The sequence below is a fragment of the Gulosibacter massiliensis genome (assembly GCF_900626105.1).
Lineage (GTDB): Bacteria > Actinomycetota > Actinomycetes > Actinomycetales > Microbacteriaceae > Gulosibacter > Gulosibacter sediminis.
The window spans coordinates 530,612-548,008 of sequence record NZ_UYZX01000001.1 but is presented as its reverse complement, the minus strand read 5'-3'; the positions used below and the strand labels follow the sequence as shown (position 1 = coordinate 548,008).

12 protein-coding genes and 1 pseudogene are annotated in these 17,397 nt (G+C 67.3%); 7 read left to right on the top strand and 6 right to left on the bottom strand.

Annotated features, from left to right (window positions below; genetic code table 11):
• The gene (locus EJL01_RS02660) at positions 1-1,422 is read right to left on the bottom strand and encodes a DEAD/DEAH box helicase (protein ID WP_125106163.1); all 1,422 of its coding nucleotides are present in this window, start codon (positions 1,420-1,422) and stop codon (positions 1-3) included.
• 128 nt (positions 1,423-1,550) lie between these two features.
• Here EJL01_RS02660 and EJL01_RS02655 point away from each other — a divergent pair, with 128 nt between their 5' ends.
• The 4 genes and pseudogenes from EJL01_RS02655 to EJL01_RS02640 form a co-directional block, all read left to right on the top strand.
• Positions 1,551-2,195 carry a hypothetical protein gene (locus tag EJL01_RS02655; protein WP_125106162.1) on the top strand — a complete coding sequence of 215 codons (645 nt, stop codon included), beginning with the start codon at positions 1,551-1,553 and terminating at the stop codon, positions 2,193-2,195.
• Positions 2,192-3,403: a glutaminase A gene (glsA, locus tag EJL01_RS02650; protein WP_125106161.1), complete on the top strand. Its 1,212-nt coding sequence runs from the start codon at positions 2,192-2,194 to the stop codon at positions 3,401-3,403. The genes EJL01_RS02655 and glsA overlap by 4 nt, the downstream gene beginning before the upstream one ends.
• A 135-nt stretch (positions 3,404-3,538) precedes the next feature.
• The gene (locus tag EJL01_RS13450) at positions 3,539-4,243 is read left to right on the top strand and encodes an IclR family transcriptional regulator (RefSeq protein WP_431834728.1); all 705 of its coding nucleotides are present in this window, start codon (positions 3,539-3,541) and stop codon (positions 4,241-4,243) included.
• Positions 4,244-4,331: 88 nt separating this feature from the next.
• Positions 4,332-4,874, top strand: a pseudogene (locus EJL01_RS02640) (ISL3 family transposase); the annotation flags it as partial.
• Between the two features lie 18 nt (positions 4,875-4,892).
• Here the strand turns inward: EJL01_RS02640 and EJL01_RS02635 are convergent.
• A complete protein-coding gene (locus EJL01_RS02635; RefSeq protein ID WP_431834721.1) occupies positions 4,893-6,212 on the bottom strand; it encodes an ISL3 family transposase in 1,320 nt (439 codons plus the stop codon).
• Positions 6,213-6,329: 117 nt separating this feature from the next.
• Here EJL01_RS02635 and EJL01_RS02630 point away from each other — a divergent pair, with 117 nt between their 5' ends.
• Positions 6,330-6,821: a sodium/glutamate symporter gene (locus EJL01_RS02630; protein WP_206427666.1), complete on the top strand. Its 492-nt coding sequence runs from the start codon at positions 6,330-6,332 to the stop codon at positions 6,819-6,821.
• 42 nt (positions 6,822-6,863) lie between these two features.
• Here EJL01_RS02630 and EJL01_RS02625 read toward each other — a convergent pair whose 3' ends face one another.
• The 3 genes from EJL01_RS02625 to EJL01_RS02615 are packed head-to-tail and all read right to left on the bottom strand — an operon-like array spanning position 6,864 to position 9,355.
• Positions 6,864-8,792: a helicase HerA-like domain-containing protein gene (locus tag EJL01_RS02625; RefSeq protein WP_125106158.1), complete on the bottom strand. Its 1,929-nt coding sequence runs from the start codon at positions 8,790-8,792 to the stop codon at positions 6,864-6,866.
• A 9-nt stretch (positions 8,793-8,801) separates the two neighbouring features.
• Positions 8,802-9,128, bottom strand: coding sequence for a hypothetical protein (locus tag EJL01_RS02620; protein WP_125106157.1), 327 nt, complete (start codon positions 9,126-9,128; stop codon positions 8,802-8,804).
• A 2-nt stretch (positions 9,129-9,130) separates the two neighbouring features.
• A complete protein-coding gene (locus EJL01_RS02615) occupies positions 9,131-9,355 on the bottom strand; it encodes a DUF3107 domain-containing protein (RefSeq protein WP_125106156.1) in 225 nt (74 codons plus the stop codon).
• A gap of 171 nt (positions 9,356-9,526) precedes the next feature.
• Here EJL01_RS02615 and EJL01_RS02610 point away from each other — a divergent pair, with 171 nt between their 5' ends.
• Positions 9,527-12,841, top strand: coding sequence for a PD-(D/E)XK nuclease family protein (locus tag EJL01_RS02610; protein WP_164509693.1), 3,315 nt, complete (start codon positions 9,527-9,529; stop codon positions 12,839-12,841).
• Positions 12,838-16,215, top strand: coding sequence for an ATP-dependent helicase (locus EJL01_RS02605; protein ID WP_125106154.1), 3,378 nt, complete (start codon positions 12,838-12,840; stop codon positions 16,213-16,215). Before EJL01_RS02610 ends, EJL01_RS02605 begins: the two co-directional genes overlap by 4 nt.
• Here EJL01_RS02605 and EJL01_RS02600 read toward each other — a convergent pair.
• Positions 16,212-17,336, bottom strand: a complete 1,125-nt coding sequence (locus tag EJL01_RS02600) for a phosphotransferase (protein ID WP_125106153.1) — start codon at positions 17,334-17,336, stop codon at positions 16,212-16,214. The genes EJL01_RS02605 and EJL01_RS02600 overlap by 4 nt on opposite strands.
• Between the last annotated feature and the right edge of the window lie 61 nt (positions 17,337-17,397).

Sequence of the window (17,397 nt, the reverse complement as noted above, 5' to 3'; positions counted from 1 at the left end):
CTACTCGGCGCTGGCCTCGGTCGGTGCCGAGCCCTCGCCCGAGCCACCGCGACGCCGGCGACGACGCGGGCGCGGCGCGCGCGACGGCTCGCCGCCCTCCGATGCCGAGGTGCCCTCGGCGGGCGACTCGGCGGTCGCACTCTCGGCGCCGCCATCGGTCGTGCGCTTGCGGCTTCGCGAGCGCGAGCGCGACGAGCGGCTCGCCTCCTTCGGCGGCGCGTCGTTGCCCCGGGTGGAAGCGCCGGGCAGGCGGCCCTTCGTGTCCTCGGGAATGTCGAGTTCCTCGAACAGATGGGGGCTCGACGAGTAGGTCTCGCGCGGGTCCTCTTCGCCGAGCTCGAGCGCCTTCGAGATGAGCGACCAGCGGTGCAGGTCGTCCCAGTCCACGAACGTCACAGCGATGCCCGAGTGGCCGGCGCGGCCGGTGCGGCCGACGCGGTGCAGGTACGCCTTCTCGTCTTCGGGGATCGTGTGATTGATCACGTGCGTGACCTCTTCGACGTCGATGCCGCGCGCGGCAACGTCGGTGGCAATGAGCACGTCCTTCTTGTCACCCTTGAACGACGCCATCGAGCGCTCACGCTGCTCCTGGTTCATGTCGCCGTGCACCGCGGCGGCCGAGAACCCGCGGTCGCGGAGCTCTTCGAGGAGCTTGGCGGCAGCGCGCTTCGTGCGCATGAAGATGACAGTCTTGCCGCGGCCGGTGGCCTGCAGGATGCGCGCGATCAGCTCATCCTTGTCGAGCGGGTGGGCGCGGTAGACGATGTGGCGGATGTTCTTCTGCAGCACGCCCTCGTCGGGGTCGGTGACGCGAATGTGCACCGGCTGCGTCATAAAGCGGCGCGCGAGGTTGAGGATCGGGCCGGGCATCGTTGCCGAGAAGAGCATGGTGTGGCGCACCTGCGGCACGGCCGCGAAGATCTTTTCGATGTCGGGCAGGAAGCCGAGGTCGAGCATCTTGTCGGCCTCGTCAAGGACGATCTCGCGCACATTCTTCAGCGAGATGATGCGCTGGTTCATGAGGTCGATGAGGCGACCGGGCGTGGCGACGATGACCTGCGCGCCGTCCTTAATCTGGTCGATCTGCCCCTCGTAGGCCTTACCGCCATAGATCGGCACGACGACGGTGCCGCGCTTCGCGGCCGCGCGGTCGAGGTCTTCAAAGACCTGCATCGCGAGCTCACGCGTCGGCGCGACGACGAGCGCCTGCACGCCGGGCTCGGGGTTCTCGCCCAGTCGCTGGAGCAGGGGCAGACCGAAGCCGAGGGTCTTGCCCGTACCGGTCTTTGCCTGACCGATGATGTCCTGGCCCTTGAGCGCCAGGGGAATGGTCTGTTCCTGGATGGGGAACGCTTCTTCAATGCCGTGTTCGGCGAGTGTCGCGGCGAGATCGGGCGCGACTCCGAGTTCAGAAAACTTCACAAATAGCCCTTATTCAGGTGGATCATGGGCGCCCGAATTCTCCAGGGCGCACGGGTGCGGTCGACAGCACCGCTGTCCACCCTACTCTGGGCAGCCATTTCGCATCCGGCTCGTGAGAAGATGACGCGGTGAGTAGTGAAGACGCAGAGAAGTCCTCGGCTACCGAGGCGAACCCGTTTGCCGAGCTCGCACCGGAGCCCCAGCTGCTGCGCGACGTCGCTGCCAGCACCCTGCGCCGCACCCGGCTTTCGCTCGACGACCTTGAGCGCGAGCTGGCCCGCACGCCGGAGGCCGACGCGATCCCGCGCATCCGCGACCTCGTGCGCGCCGACGAGGGCACCGAGCCCGACGCGGTCACCAAGCTCCTCGACGACCTCTGGGCGCGGGTGAGCGGTCGCACCGCATACGAGCAGCTGCTCTCGCTCTTTCTCGTGAACGGCATCGTGCAGGATGCGGTGCTCGGCTTCGGCGCGCTCCACACGCCCGTCGTGGAGTTCGGCGACGAGCTCGACTGGTCGGCCTGGCAGGACGAGATCGTGGCGACGCTGCAGGCCCTGTTTGAGCGCGATATTCACATCGACGATCGGCTCGCGATGTGGGGCCGCCGCACCGCCGGCGACGGGGTCGTGTGGACCCGCCAGTTCGCGGGCATTGCGCCCGGCAAGAGCGCCGACACGGTCGTGGAGGGCGCCGAAGCGGGGGCCGAGGCCTTCGCCGGCGAGCTGCTCGCGAACCACTCGCGCCGCATGAATCGGCTGAAGCTCGCGGCATGAAATCCCCGCTGCTCGACTACCTGAAAGAGGCCATGCTCGAATGCCACGACGGTGGCGAGGTGGCCAACTACATCCCCGAGCTCGCGAACGTCGACCCCGACCAGTTCGGTGTCGCGCTCTGCACGCCCGAGGGCATGCAGTACGACGCGGGGGATGCTGCGGTCGAGTTCTCGATTCAGTCCGCCTCGAAGCCGTTCGCGTACGCCCTCGCGCTCGAGACGCGCGGCGCGGCGGGCGTCGAGGAGCACGTGAACGTCGAGCCGAGCGGTGACCCCTTCTACTCGGCGAGCGTCGACGAAACGACCGGGCGGCCCGACAACCCGATGATCAACATCGGCGCGATCACGACCTACGCGCTCACGGCGCCGGACGACTGGACGCCAGCGGAGCGCTTCGAGCACGTGCGCGCGGGCCTGTCGGCCTTCGCCGGGCGCGACCTCGAGGTCGACGGCGACGTCTATCACTCCGAGATCGCGACGGCGTACCGAAACACGTCGCTCGCGTACCTCGTGCGCTCGACCGGGCACTTCGAGCTCGAGCCGAGCGAGGTCGTCGCCGGGTACACGCGCCAGTGCGCGATCCGCGTCACGGCGCGCGACCTCGCCGTCATGGGCATGACCCTCGGCCTGGGCGGGGTGAACCCGATCACCGGGCACCGCGTCGTCAGCGAGGGCACCGCGCAGCGCGTGCTCTCGGTCATGAGTACCTGTGGCATGTACAACGCCTCGGGCGACTGGATGACCGACGTCGGGATCCCCGCGAAGTCGGGCGTCGGTGGAGGGATCTTCGGCGTCCTGCCCGGCCAGGTCGCCGTGGCGACGTTCTCGCCGCGCCTCGACACGTTCGGTAACTCGGTGCGCGGCGTCGCGCTGTTCGAGCGGCTGAGCCAGGAGATGGGCATGCACCTCATGGGTGTGCCACCGGCGAGCGATGCCGCGGTGCACACCTTCACGCGTGACGACGAGGGGACCGAACCGCGGTTCCTGCTCGTCCTGCAGGGCCCGCTGCGGTTCTCGCAGTCCGAGCGCGTGCTGCGCGCGTTCGAGGAGATCCCGGATGGCCGCGTGCCCGTGCACCTCGACCTCGCCCGGGTCACCTCGGGCGACCGCGTCGCCCTCCGGATGATCAACGAGGGCATCCGCCGACTCTCACTCGACGGACACCCCGTGCAGGTCGACGACCCGAAGGACGTCCTCCGCCGCGCCTAAAATTCTCATTTAGTGAGAAATTCGTGTTGTCGAGACTCGCGGGATGCAGTTCTATAGCGTGACAGCGCTGGAAATTGGATTGCAAAGGGGCGGCTAGGCGTGGTTGATGGCGACGAACGACTTATCGCTCGACTGATGCGGTTTTTGCAATGTCTGGCAGATCGTCCAACGGTGACAGTTGAAGAAATTAGCCAACAATGCGGAGTCCCGGTAAGTACGGGATACCGCCTCATTCGAATGCTTGTCGACTCGGGTTTTGCGCAGCGCGTTTCGCCAGGGCGATACAGCGCGGGCGCCGTATCGGTCAAACTTGCGCAGCGATATCGGGACCAGGCACTCACTACGGGCGCAATAACTGGGTCGCTTCGGCGCCTCTCGGAGCAGTCGGGAGAATTTGCCGCTTACATGGTTCCTCACGACGACGAAATCCTCTGCGTGGATGCTGCTGAGTCACCTCGCTACGCCCTTCGGTGTTGCTACACTCTCGGGGCATCTCAGCCATTGCTTCGAGGCGCGACTGCAACTGCAATTCTCTCGCATATGTCTAGCACTCGCCGAACTCAGATCTTTTCGCGCCATGGCCTAGACCGAAAGCAATCGCAAGAAATTGAGGACTCCTGCCGGACCGCGGAACGCGTCGGATATGCAATCAGTGCGGGAGTGCTAGATGAAGGCGTGTGGGGTGTGAGCGCGCCAGTGGTTGACGGCAGAGAAGTACTCCAAGGCGTCGTGACGCTAATGGCCCCAGTGCCGCGAGTTACAGACCGGAAGCAGCACTACATCAGGCTCGTCCTCGAGACGAGCCAGGCATTGAGCGGCTCTTCGCAGTTGAGGGTGTAGTCGAGGGTCGGCGGCTGGTTCGCGGATAGACGTCGAGGTCTTCCAGGATGGAAGTTCTCACACTGCCCATCTGCCGGAAGACCTCGACTTGCACCACCCTACGTTCGCGACCCCTGACCTCACCACGTTCTGCCGTCTCGATGAGCTCGGCCTCGAAGCCATCGGCCAGTTGATCGAGCCCGACCGGGCGGTACTCGAGTGCCGCGTCGTTGACGATGACCCGTGGTGTCGGAAGTGTGGCGCCGAGGGCGTGCCGCGCGACACCGTGACGCGTCCGCTCGCGCACGAGCCGTTCGGTCACCGGCCCACGACGCTGCTGGTGCGGGTGCGCCGCTACCGGTGCGGCCACTGCCGCCGCACCTGGCGGCAGGACACGACGAACGCGGCGGCGCCGCGGGCGAAGATCTCCCGCGGCGGGGTCGGGTGGGCGCTGAAGGCGATCGTGGTCGACCACCTCACCGTCTCCCGCGCCGCGGCAGGCCTGGGGGTGTCGTGGCACACCGCGAACACCGCGATCCTCGCCGAGGGCAAGCGGCGGCTGATCGACGATCCGGCCAGGTTCGACGGCGTCACCACGATCGGCGTCGACGAGCACGTCTGGCGTCACACCCGGTTCGGTGACAAGTGGCTCTTCGGACATTCGGTGGGGTCATGGGGTGAGTCCGCCGGCGGCGAGGAGCATTCGTAGGCGGTAGTTCTCGCGGTTGCGGAAGCCGCGAGCGAGGCGACGATGCAGCTCGATGATCCCGTTGATTGCTTCGGTGCCGCCGTTGTTTGCTCGGCTGGTGGTGAAGTAGGCGAGGAACGCTGAGCGCCAGCGTCGCAGGGTGCGGCCGAGGCGTGCGATCTCGGGGATCGGACAGGTGTGGAACGACTCGACGACCTTCTCGGCGATCTGTCGCCCCTCAGCGAGGTCCTTCTGGTGATAGGCCGAGCGAAGTTGCTGCGCGCACTGCCATGCGACGAACACCTCGTCGTGGGCCGGGTTCGCCTCGATGGCTGCGGTCAGGCGCGCCCACTGCTTGTCGGTGAGGTTCTCAGCCCCGGCGCGGAGGATGGTCTGGATCCCGTAGAGCGGATCACCTTTCCGACCGCGATGGCCGAGAGTGTCTTGCTGGACCCGACGGCGAACCTCGTCGACCGCGACGGTGCCGAGCTTGACGACATGGAACGCGTCCAGCACGGCGGTGGCATCTTGCAGTTTGTCGTCGATCGCGGTCTTGTAACCGGCGAACGGATCCAGCGCCGCGACCTTCACCTGCTCGCGGAATGCGTCGCCACGTGCGCTGAGCCAGGTCGCGTAGGCCTTCCCCGACCTGCCCGGCACGAGGTCCAACAGCCGGGCCCGCGTCTTCCCGGTGCTGTCGCGGGTGAGGTCGACCATCCCGGTCAGCTCTTTCGGACCGCGCTTGCGCGGGTCGACGTGATGCCAGATGTGCTCGTCAACGCCCAGCGTTGTCACGTTCTCGAACCGGGACTCATCGGCCGCGAGCTTCACAAGCTCCGGCTCGACGGCCCGCCACACCGTCTTCCACGACGTGCCCAGCTGGCGACGCAATCCTTCGATCGTGGCGTGTTCGCGACGCAGCTGACCGACTGCCCAGACGACCGCGCGTCGGGTGAGTGCCCCACGCGGGGCGACAAGAGACGGCAGCTGTTCCACGAACGTCTGTCGTGCACAGCCCGACTCGTCGCACCGCCAGACTCGCTGCCGCCACACGATTCGCACCCGTGTCATGCCGGGCACGTCATGAAGCAGCCGGCGGCGACGTCCACGGCCGGTCGCGACGGTCCCGCACGACGGGCAACCGGCAGGCGCCGCAGGACTCGAGACCGTCACGATCAGTAGTCCGTTGCGGCGGTCCACGTACTCGACATGGACGCCGTCGAGGCCGAGCAGGAGGTCGCAGCGGGAACACGGGTCAGTGGCAGAGCGCGCGTCAGCGCACCCCGAAGTAGGGTGAAGCACGTCGAGGTCCTCGTAATGGATCAGGTGGTTAGCGCTTCTGATCCTCGGGGACCTCGACCCCTACCCGTCGAACCTCACCCGGCGAGCCCTACCCCCACCGAATGTCCGAAGAGCCGGTTGTCGGAGATTACCGGTTTTTCACTTCCGGCGTATGTGGGTGCCATGTTGATCGCCGTGATATTCCGAAATCTAAATGACAAGTTCAATTTGGTGAAATTGGATGATCAGGCAGTCGACCTCATCTCGCAGTTCACGCTTGGATTCTTCCTAACGATGGCGATGATGAGCCTGAAGATTTGGGAACTCGCGGCCCTTGCGCTGCCGCTGGTCGCAGTTCTTTTAGTGCAGGTTGCTTTTATCCTCGTATTTGCTACCCAGATTGTTTTCAGAATGATGGGTAAGAACTATGATGCTGCCACTATGGTCGCTGGCCTAATTGGGCACGGTTTGGGGGCAACTCCAAACGCTCTTGCGAATATGGATGCGTTCAATGCTCGATTCGGCGTTAAATCCGAAAGAGCTTTCATCATTGTGCCACTTGCCGGGGCGGTGCTGATTGACCTCGTGGCGCTTCCCTGGATCGTTTGGTGTATGAACTGGGTCGCGTGAGGTTCGGAGCCCAGCCACATTGTTGGCTGGGCTCCGCAGCGCCTAGCGCTTCTTCATGAGCGTGCCGAAGACGCTGCGCACGACTTCCTTCACGGCGCTCTGAGCCGCGCGGGAGCCGAGGACCTCCTCGACGACCGACTTCTCGCGGCGCGACGACGTGCGAGTGGTCGTGGACTGGCGGTTCCGGGCCTTCTCGGCCGCGGCGCGCTCCTTCTCCTCGCGCGCCCGTTCCTTTTCCTCGCGCGCCCGTTCCTTCTCCTCCCTGGCGCGCTCCTTCTCGGCCGCCTCACGCTCCTCCTCGGCGCGCTCGGCCTCGGCCGCGGCGTTCATCTTCGCGGTCAGGATCTCGTGCGCCGACTCCGGGTCGACCGCCGTGCCATACTTCGCGAGCAACGGCGAGGCGTTGACCGTCGACTCGATCTGCGCGGCAGGGGTCGGGTCCATCGAGCCCTGCGGTGCGCGCATCCGGGTCCAGGCGACGGGGGAGGGCGCGCCCTTTTCGTTCATGACGGTGACGATCGCCTCTCCGGTCGCGAGCTGTGTGAGCACCTGCTCCAGGTCGTATCCCGAGTTCGGGTAGGTGCGCACCGTCGCCCGCAGCGACTTCGCATCGTTCGGCGTGTGCGCGCGCAACTGGTGTTGCACGCGTGAGCCGAGCTGCGCGAGCACGTCGTCGGGCACATCCTTCGGCGTCTGCGTGACGAAGAAGATGCCGACCCCCTTCGAACGGATGAGCCGCACGGTCTGCACGATCTGCGAGACGAACTCCTTCGACGCATCCGCGAAGAGCAGGTGCGCCTCGTCGAAGAAGAACACGAGCTTCGGTTTGTCGAGGTCGCCGACCTCTGGCAGCGCCGAGAACAGGTCGGCAAGCAGCCACATGAGGAACGTCGAGAAGAGTTGCGGCTGCTGCGCGACGCCGGGCAGCTCGAGCAGCGAGACGATGCCGCGACCATCCGCGGCGGTGCGGAGGAACTCGGCTGTGTCGATCTCGGGTTCGCCGAAGAACACATCGGCGCCGTTTGCCGCAAAGTTCGTGAGCTCGCGCAGAATCACGCCCGCGGTCTGCTTCGAGACGCCGCCAATGCCCTTGAGCTCGCTCTTGCCGAGGTCGGAGGTGAGGTACTGCAGTAGCGAGCGCACGTCGTCGAGGTTGACGAGGGGCAGGCCCTGCTGGTCGGCGAAGTGGAAGACGAGCCCGAGGCTCGACTCCTGCGTTTCGTTGAGGCCAAGCACCTTCGCGAGCATGAGCGGGCCGAAGCTCGAGACCGTGGCGCGGATCGGCACACCGGTGCCGCGACCGCCTAGGCTGTAGAACTCGCTCGGGAAAGCGGTGGGCTGCCAATCCTGCCCGATCGACTTCGTGCGGGCGAGCAGGCCGTCGCTGGCCGTACCCTCGGTTGCGACACCAGAGAGATCACCCTTGATGTCCGCCGCGAACACCGGCACACCTGCCGCCGAGAGCTGCTCAAGCATGACCTGCAGCGTTTTGGTCTTGCCGGTGCCAGTGGCGCCCGCCACGAGACCGTGGCGGTTGGTCATGGCGAGCGGGATGCGCACGGGCACGGCCGCATCAACCTCGCCGTTGACGAGCGCGCCAAGCTCAAGGGCGGGCGCGTCGAACGAGTAGCCCGAGCGAATCGCCTCGACGTCGCCCTCGGCGAGTGGCCCGCCGGCCGCGCCAGGCTTGGCGGCGGCGGGCTCCTTTTGTGCCTCAGGTTCGGGCGACTCGGCCGCTGCATCCGGCGCTGGGGTTGTGGCCGGCTCGTCGGATGCGGCACCAGCCGTCTCGCCCGCGGACGGCTCAGCGGTTGCGGCCTCGGACGACTCTTCTGGTGCGGGCGCCGCCGCGTCGATGGCAGCGGACTCGGCGGCCTGCTTGGCGGCCGCCTCGGCGGCGGCAAGTTCGGCCTGGGCCTTTTCGACGGCCTCGCGGGCAGCTGCTACGGGATCAACGGAGTCATTCGACATGCGGACAGACTACGCACGCACGCGGCTCCGGTGGCTGAGACGGTCAAGCAGGTCGGCGTCGGCCGCGGCGCGCCGACGTGGCAGCGACAGAGCGACGGGAACGGTGACCGCGGCGGTCACGATGACGAGCAGCGCCCAGATCCAGAACGCGTCGTAGAAGAGCCAGGTGAGGCCAAGTAGGCGAGCACCCCAGGTCGCGACGACCCACCAGAGCAGGGCGGTGATGCCGCCGAGCGCGGGCATGAGGGCGCTGCCAACCGCATCCTTCGGCTTCGCGAAGGAGTAGCTGATGAGCCCGATAACGATGCCGAAGATGCCGGCGAAGAAGACCTCCATCGCTATGCGACGAATCCGACGCGGCGCTGTGCCTCTTCACCGATCTCGACGAAGGCGATCTTCTCAGCGTTCACGAGGAACACGCGGTCGCGGTCGTCGGTGAAGCGCGCGATGCCGTTGTCACTCGCCACTGCGTCGGTGAGCGCCTGCTCAACTTCGGCCGCGGTCTGGTTGGTCTCGAACGCGAGTTCGCGGGGGGAGTGCAGAATGCCAATGCGCAGTTCCACGTCTATGCCTTTCGTTATGCCTCGTCGCCTGATCGATACGGCGTGTGGGCCTAGCCTACTTGCCGCTCTCACCACATCCGCTCGGCGTTCGCCGGTGGCGTGCAATCGGTACTTGGCGAGTCATGTCGGTGGATGCGGATAGCGTGGAGCGAACAGTCGGAAGGGGCAGAGATGCAGCAAAATGCACGCGAGGCGCAGGGGCTGGCAACGGCGCTCGATGAGAGCCAGCTCGGGGTACTCTCGGCGGCAGAGAATCAATCGCTCAGCGTGCTTGGTGCGCCGGGCTCTGGTCGCACCACCACGTTGGTCGAACTCGTAGCACAGCGAGTCGAGGCCGGTCTTCGCCCCGACGAGGTGCTCGTGCTCGCGGCGAACCGCCGCAGCGCCGAGCTGTTGCGCGAACGCCTACAGCGCCGCCTCGCTCGAGCAACCCGCGGGGCGACGCTCGGTCGTACCCCGGCCTCGATCGCGATGGAGATCATCGCCGACGCTCGAGTGCGCTCGGGCGGGCCGAGGCCGGTGCTGCTCACCGGCTCGGCACAGGACGACATCCTCTCGGAACTCATCGAGGGCTACCTCGACGGCACGATGGAACGTCTCGGCAAGCGGCTTCCGTGGCCCGAATGGTTCACCGCCGACACCATGACGCTGGCGGGATTCCGGGGCGAACTGCGCGACCTGATCACCGCGCTCACCGAGCGGGGCATGAGCTCCGACGACCTCGCCGCGCTCGCGCTCGAACCGGGAACCGCTGCGCCGAGTGGGCAGCGTCACCGTGTGCTCTGGGCCGGGGCGGCCGCGCTCATTCGCGACTATGAGAACTCGCGCTTTGACCGCTCGATCTCGGGGGCCGACGAGCGCGAGGCGTTCGACACGGCGAGCGCGCTCATGCTCGCCACACAGTTGTTGTCTCGGCGCGCGCTCGGCCGAAGCGGCATCGACGTGTTCGACGGGGTGCGGCTTGTGTGTGTTGACGACGCGCAGGAACTCACCGAATCGGCCCGCGCGCTCGTCGCGCAGTTCGAGCGTCAGGGCGCCCGCGTCATCTCCTTCGGCGACCCCGATATCGCGACCGGCAGCTTTCACGCCGGTCACGCAGCATTCGCGGTCAACTGGCGCGACGAGGGCGACTCGGCGCCGGCCACCGTCACACTGCAGCAGCAGTATCGACACGACGAGGTGCTCCGCGGAGTTGTATCGCGCGCCGTGAATGGCCTGCCCCCGCTCGGACCGAGCGAGCGACGACGATCGGGCCCCAAGGTCGATGGGGGCGAAGACGGCCGCGCGGAACACGCGGTGCTTGAGTCGGCGAACCACGAGACCGACCTCATTGCGGGCTACCTGCGGCACGCCCACCTCATTGACGGCGTGCCATGGAGCGACATGGCGGTGATCGCGCGCAACTCGACGCGACTCGAGGCCCTGAGCCGCGGGCTCGATCGGGCCGGCGTCGCGGCACAGGACTCCGCGCCAATTCCGGCCGCGAACGACGCGACCGTCCGGGCGATTCTCACGATGGCCGCGGGCATCGTGCGCGGTGAATTTACCGAGGCGGAGCTGTTCTCGATCCTCGCGTCGCCGCTGTATCGCGTCGACTCCCTCCTGATTCGTCGCCTGCGCCGAGCCTGTTACCTTGCCGATCTCGGTATCGGCGAGTCGGCCGGGTCGGGGCGAGGCGGCGGCGAGGTGCTGGCCAGCCACGTCAACGCTGTGCTTCGGGGCGGGGCGGATGCGTCGGCGCAGGCCGCGATCGACTCGCTCGCCGCTTCGGCGGCGGCTCACGCTGCCCGGTCGGTCACGAACCTACTCGAGTCGCTCGGGCGCATGCACACGGCCCACGCCGCGGGTGCGACGATCGACGCCGTGCTCTTCGAAGCCTGGACGGATGCGCGTCGAGAGCAGCGCTGGCGCGACACCGCGCTCGGTGTGGGTGAGGACGCGGTCGCGATGAATCGGCGGCTCGACGCCGTGGTGGCGCTGTTCGACCGCGCCAAGCGCGTGGTCGAGCGCGAACCCACGGTCTCGCTCGACGGGTTTCTCGCCGACTGGCAACGCGACTCGGTCGTCGACGACTCACTCGCGCGTCGCGGCGCGGTCGATGCCGTCACGCTGACGACGCCGGCCGGCGCCATAGGGCGCACCTGGCGCGTTGTCGTAGTGGCGAGCGTCAACGAGGGGGCCTGGCCGAATCTGCGAGTGCGCGACTCCCTTCTCGGCGCGGGTCGGCTCACCGAGGCACAAACCTCGGCCGAAACACCGACCCACCTCGACCGACGCGCCGTCGTGCTCGCGGACGAACAGCGGCTGCTTGCCGCGGCAGTTTCGAGGACAACCGAGCGGCTCCTGCTCACCGCGGTGCGCGACGACGAGAACGCACCCTCGCAATTTGTGCATCGCCTCGACCTGCCTGAACTCGCGCCCGACTTCGCCTTCACCGGCATCGAGGGGCTCGAGTACGCGCACCTCAGCCTTGACCAGCTCGCGGCCCGCCTCCGTCGCGAGGCAGCCCGCTGCGCACCGGTGGCGCGCGCCGAGCGCGTCGCGGCGCTCGCCCAACTGGCCCGGCACGGCGTCGAGGCGGCCGATCCGGCGAACTGGTTCGGCATCCATGGTCGCTCCTCGACCGCGCCACTCGTCACGCCCGACGAGCACACGCTGCAGTTAACGCTGTACCCGTCGGGCATTCAGTCGTTCAAGGAGTGTTCCGTGAACTGGTTCGTCGACCAACACGCGGGCGGCGCCTCGAATCTCGCCATGTCGCTCGGCACGATCCTCCACAGCGCCGCCGAGCACGAGGCCGACTTCGCGACCATCGAGTCCATGGTCGAGTTCGCGCTGCAGCAACTCGATCAGCTCGAGTTCGATGCACCTTGGCTGCGCACCTCCAACCGGCAGATCGTCCGCGACGCGACCATCTCGCTGTGGGACTACCTCAAGCGTGAGGGCGTCACACCGCTTGCGGGTGAGCGCGCGATGCTACTCGAACTCGATCGGGCTGCCCGCGACGACCACGGCGTCGATGTCGACGTGCAGGTGCGGGGACGAATCGACCGCATCGAAGAGCATCGCGACAGCGGCATCCGCATCGTCGATTTCAAGACCGGCACGAGCGCGCAGACGAAGGCCGACGAGAACGACCAGCTACGCGCCTACCAGGTCGCTGCGCTGCGGGGCGGCATTAGTGAGTTCGAGCTCGGAGGTATTGCACTTGAGGGCGCGGCCCTCGTGTATCCCAGGGTTCCCAGCGGCCGGGGGGCGGCGAAGGTGCCGTGGAAGGTCGTGCTGCAGGAGCGACCGAGCGAGACGGACGTCGACGCGGCGATCGACGAGTTCGTGACCGTTGCCATTCAGCAGGCCGCGTACCAGCTCGACGGCGACGAGCCCGATGTGGCTGCTCCCGCGCAATATCTCTATGAACCCGAGGGGCACTGCCTGAGTGGCTCGCGCTCCTGCCTAATTCACGCCATCGGAGAGGTCACCGAATGAGTCCGATCACGTTCGAACAGCTCGCCGAGCTCACCACCAAGCCCGGCGCCACCGCCTACCCGATCACCGAAGAACAGCGGCAGATCGTCGATTCGCCGCTCGCGCCGACGATCGTCACGGCGGGGGCGGGCAGCGGCAAGACCCACACGATGATGCTGCGCATCCTCTGGCTTGTCGCGAACCGCGGCGTCGCACCGTCCGAGGTGCTCGGGCTCACCTTCACCCGCAAGGCCGCCGGCGAGCTTCGCGAGCGCGTCGAGGCGGGGCTCGAACGGCTGCGGCTCGCCGGGCACATCGACGTCGACGAGTTCAACCTGCCGCAGGTGTCGACCTATAACTCGTACGCGAGCGACATCTACAAGCAGTACGCCCTGCTCGTGGGCCGTGAGCCCGATGCCCTGCTGCTTGACGAGCCGAGCGCGTTTTCGCTGATGCGCTCGGTGGTGCTCGCCTCCGAAGATGCCGGGCTCGAAGGCCTCGGCACGACTTCGGTCGGCTCGGTCGCAGCCAGCGCGCTGAAGATCGCACGCGCAATGCGCGAGAACGGTCGCACCGCGGCAGAGGTGGCGGACTATGCGGCCGAGGTCGCGACGCGCGCCGACGAGATCGAAGGGCGCTCCGCGAAGCCCTTCACCCAAGCGTTGCGCACCACGAACCTCCAGCTTGAGCGTCTCGACCAGCTCGCCATCTATGCCCGTCTCGCAGAGGTGTACGAGGCCCGCAAGGTCGAACTCGGCGCGATCGAGTTCACCGACCAGGTGGCCTACGCCGCGCAGATCATTGCCCTCGATCCGGCGATCGCCGAAGAAGTGCGGGGCGCAACACGCCAGGTGATCCTCGACGAATACCAAGACACCTCGGTCGGCCAGACACGGCTCTTCGCCGAGTTGTTCGGTCGGCAGGCGGTCATGGCGGTCGGCGACCCCAAGCAGTCGATCTACGCCTGGCGGGGCGCAAGTGCGGCAAACATGAAGCGCTTCGCGGCCGACTTTGCGAACGGCAGCGAATACCACCAGTTCACGCTGACGACCTCGTGGCGTAACGACCGCGAGATCCTGCGCGTGGCGAACACGATCGCTGCGCCGCTGCCGGCAACCGAACGGGGCGAAGAACTCAAGGCTGCGGCGTCGGCGGGCGAAGGCGAGGTGCACGTTCGGCACTTCCTCACTGAACCCGACGAGGCCAAGCACGTCGCCCAATGGTTCGCGAGCAAACTCGAACAGGTCCCGGACGCGACCGGCGCGGTGCTGGTGCGCGCCCGCAGCAGCATGGCCGCCTACGCGCAGGCACTCCACGACGCGGGCGTGCCACACCAGGTGATTGGCCTCGGCGGCCTCGTGCGCACCCCCGAGGTGGTCGACCTCACTTCGCTGCTGCGTGCCGCCGCCGACGAGTACGCGGGCTCAGAACTACTGCGCCTGCTTCTCGGCGCCCGCTTCGAGCTCGGCCTCGCCGACGTACACCAGCTCAGCGAGCTCGCCGGGGCACTCACGCGCCTCGGCGCCGACGGCCGCAAGCTGGACGAGCAGCGCAGTCGCGCCGTGCGCGACGACATCCGTGACACCGAGTCGGGCACCTCACTCGCCGAGGCACTCGAGTTCGTTCGCACCGCGACCTCCGAAACCGTACGCCGATTTGTTCCCGAGCTGACCGAGGAGGGCGAGCGTCGACTCCGCGACGCCGGCACGCTCATCAGCCGGGTGCGTGGTGCCATGGACCTCCCGCTCGTCGACTGGGTGACTAGGACGATCTCGTTGTCACGGCTTCGCGTCGAAACCGCGGCGAATCCCCGCAACGCGGTTGCCGTAGCGAACCTTGACGCCTTTGTCGACGCCGTCGTGCAATACGCCTCGGCGGTGCCCGAGGCCGACGTGCACGAGTTCCTCGACTGGCTCGAACTCACGTTCCGCGACGACCAGCTCGCCGAGTACGCGCCCGCCCCACCGAAGGAGGGAATCGTGCAGCTCACGACGATTCACTCGGCGAAGGGCCTCGAGTGGGACTACGTCGCACTCGGCAACCTTGCGAAGGGCAAGTTGCCGGGGCCGCAGGGAGCAAATCAGCTCGTGGGCAGCGGACAACTGCCGAACGCGCTCCGCGAAGACCGAGCAGACCTGCCCTACCTGCCACTGAGCAAGATCGAAACGGGCGAAGACCTGAAAGAGCAGTTCAAGGCCGTGCTCATGCACGATCGCGACGGGGCGGGCAACGAACGCGAGCAGTCGTTCGTCACACAGAAGTTCCTCCAGCTGATTCGCGAGGACCGCCGGCTCGCCTACGTTGCCATGACGCGGGCGAAGCACGGCTTGCTGCTGACGAGTGCGCGCTGGAAGCCGGGACTGAAGAACTCGTCGACCCCGTCGATGTTCCAACTCGAGCTACGAGACCCGCTGCCGCTCGAACACACGCAGTTCGATGCGCCCTGGGCCTGCGTCGACGACCAGCCCGTGGTCTTCACCCTTGCGCAACTCGACGCAGAAATGGATGACGATCTCAAAGCCATCAAAGACGCGCTGTCGACGAACCCCCTCGAGGGCGACGCCCTGCCGCAGGCGTGGCCGCCCGCCCCGATGGCACGCGACGACCTTGCAACCACCGCCGAAATCGCGAACCAAGTCGGTGCTGCGGCCGAGTCCGCCACGGTCGAGTCGCCGTACGATGGGCTCATTCAGCTCCTCGTCGCCGAACGTGAACAGGCGAACACGCCACCCGAGCTGCGCCTTCCGGCGCGGTTTGGCGCGTCCCTCCTGCACGACCTGTTCGATGACCCGTCGACGATCGCCCGCAACGCGGCGCGGCCAATGCCGAGCCGTCCGTATCGGGCCACGCTCGTCGGCAACCTCTTCCACAGCTGGGTTGAAAGCCTCTATGAGGACGTCGCTGGCGGGGGAGCCGCACTCGAGGGCGCCGATCTCGACGATGCCGACTTCACCTCCGCAAGTCTGACGCAGCTCGACGACGACGATCGGCAGCGGCTTGAACAGTTGCAGTCGACGTTCCTCGCGAGCCGGTTCACGGCCGGCGGCCGCCGCCCGAGCGCGGTTGAGCTCCCGGTCGACGCGCCGCTCGGCGAGTTCACGGTCGTCAACAAGATCGATGCGGTCTACCGCGATGCCGATGGCACGATCGAAATCGTCGACTGGAAGACAGGGCGCGCCCCGCGTACCGCGGAGGAACGCCGTGGGCGCGAGTACCAGCTCATGAGCTACGCCCACGCCTACGCGGCAAGCTTCGACGAGCCGATCGAGCGCATCCGGGCGACGCTCTATTACGTGACCGACGATCTCGAGATCAGCGTGACCGAACTCCTCAGCGTCGACGAGCTCGTCGCGCTCCTCCGCGAAGCGCAGGGGAGGGTTGCCCAGAAGAGCTAGAGCTCGTCGCGCTCCGACGAGGTCGACGGCGCTTCCCCGGCCGGGAGGTCGTCGTCGAACTCGTCGCCGAGATCCTCGGGCGCGCTCTCGGTCTCAGCACGACGCCGTTGGAACTGCTGGGCCCGAGAGCGGTCGCCCGCATCCGCGAGTAACCGCTGCACCTCTTCGAGGTCGAGCACCGGCAGCGTGGCGTGCCGCAGCTCCGATTCGTCGAGGCTGCGCACGCGCGTGACGAGGCCGTCGAGCAGCTGCTCGGCGTCGGCGACCACCTCGGGGTTGCGGTGTTCGACGCCGAAGAGCAGCCAGCGCGCGAGCTCAAGCTCGGCGTAAAGCAGAGCCCGCTGGCGGAGCTGTCGGTCGACCGAGGCGCCACGCGCATCCGTGTATTCGTCGAGCAGGGCTCGCATCACCGCACCGTCGAGCGTCTGCACCCAGCGGATGTCCGCAGCCGGGTCGCCGATGCGAAGGTCGCTCCAGCCGAGCACGCCCGAGACCGTTGCACCGGTGACCAAGAACGACGAGCGCTCGAGTGAACCGTGGATCACGCTCGGCGAAAACTCCCACAGCTGGGGATCGTCGACGGCGCTGCCCCAGCGGTCGGCGAGGGCTCCAGGAAGGCGACCCGTCGCATCCGACCGGCGGATGAGCGTCTCGGTCGACTCGCGCACATCGGCGGCCGACCACTGCTGCAGGCCGGCGTCGACGAGCGTCTGCTTCGGTAGCCCGTGGATCGCCGCGATGGCGCGCCCGATCTCGGGCACGAGCTCTGAGTCAAAGTCCAGCGGGGTGCGGTCGGCCGGCGAGCCCTTCACGAACGAGTACACCGCGAACGGCGGCTCGCTGCGAAGCCCGCCACCGAGCTGGCGAGGCACGTCAAAGGGCAGCCGGGCTCGCACGCCAGGCGTCAGTGCGACCAGTGCCGCGCTGCGGCTGCGCAATTCCTGGGCCGCCGACGGCGAGGCCGCGCGACGGACGAGCAGATTGCCGTGGTCGCGGGTGCGCAGCAGCGCGGAGTCGTAGTCGTGGGTGTCGTCGTAGCCGCAGTCTGCTGCTTCGGTGACGCAGAGATTCTCGATGGCCGCAGTCGCGAGGCCGGCAAGCTGGAGGAACTGACCACTCATAGCCGAGAGCCTAGGGGGAGGGGATCCAGGAGCCGCGTTGCCACACCGACCTAGGATGGGC

Bases quoted from the DNA above. Each gene is read 5' to 3' on its own strand.
- glsA (WP_125106161.1), top strand. From the start codon at position 2,192: ATGAAATCCCCGCTGCTCGACTACCTGAAAGAGGCCATGCTCGAATGC.
- EJL01_RS13450 (WP_431834728.1), top strand. From the start codon at position 3,539: ATGCGGTTTTTGCAATGTCTGGCAGATCGTCCAACGGTGACAGTTGAA.
- EJL01_RS02625 (WP_125106158.1), bottom strand. From the start codon at position 8,792: ATGTCGAATGACTCCGTTGATCCCGTAGCAGCTGCCCGCGAGGCCGTC.
- EJL01_RS02620 (WP_125106157.1), bottom strand. From the start codon at position 9,128: ATGGAGGTCTTCTTCGCCGGCATCTTCGGCATCGTTATCGGGCTCATC.
- EJL01_RS02610 (WP_164509693.1), top strand. From the start codon at position 9,527: ATGCAGCAAAATGCACGCGAGGCGCAGGGGCTGGCAACGGCGCTCGAT.
- EJL01_RS02605 (WP_125106154.1), top strand. From the start codon at position 12,838: ATGAGTCCGATCACGTTCGAACAGCTCGCCGAGCTCACCACCAAGCCC.
- EJL01_RS02600 (WP_125106153.1), bottom strand. From the start codon at position 17,336: ATGAGTGGTCAGTTCCTCCAGCTTGCCGGCCTCGCGACTGCGGCCATC.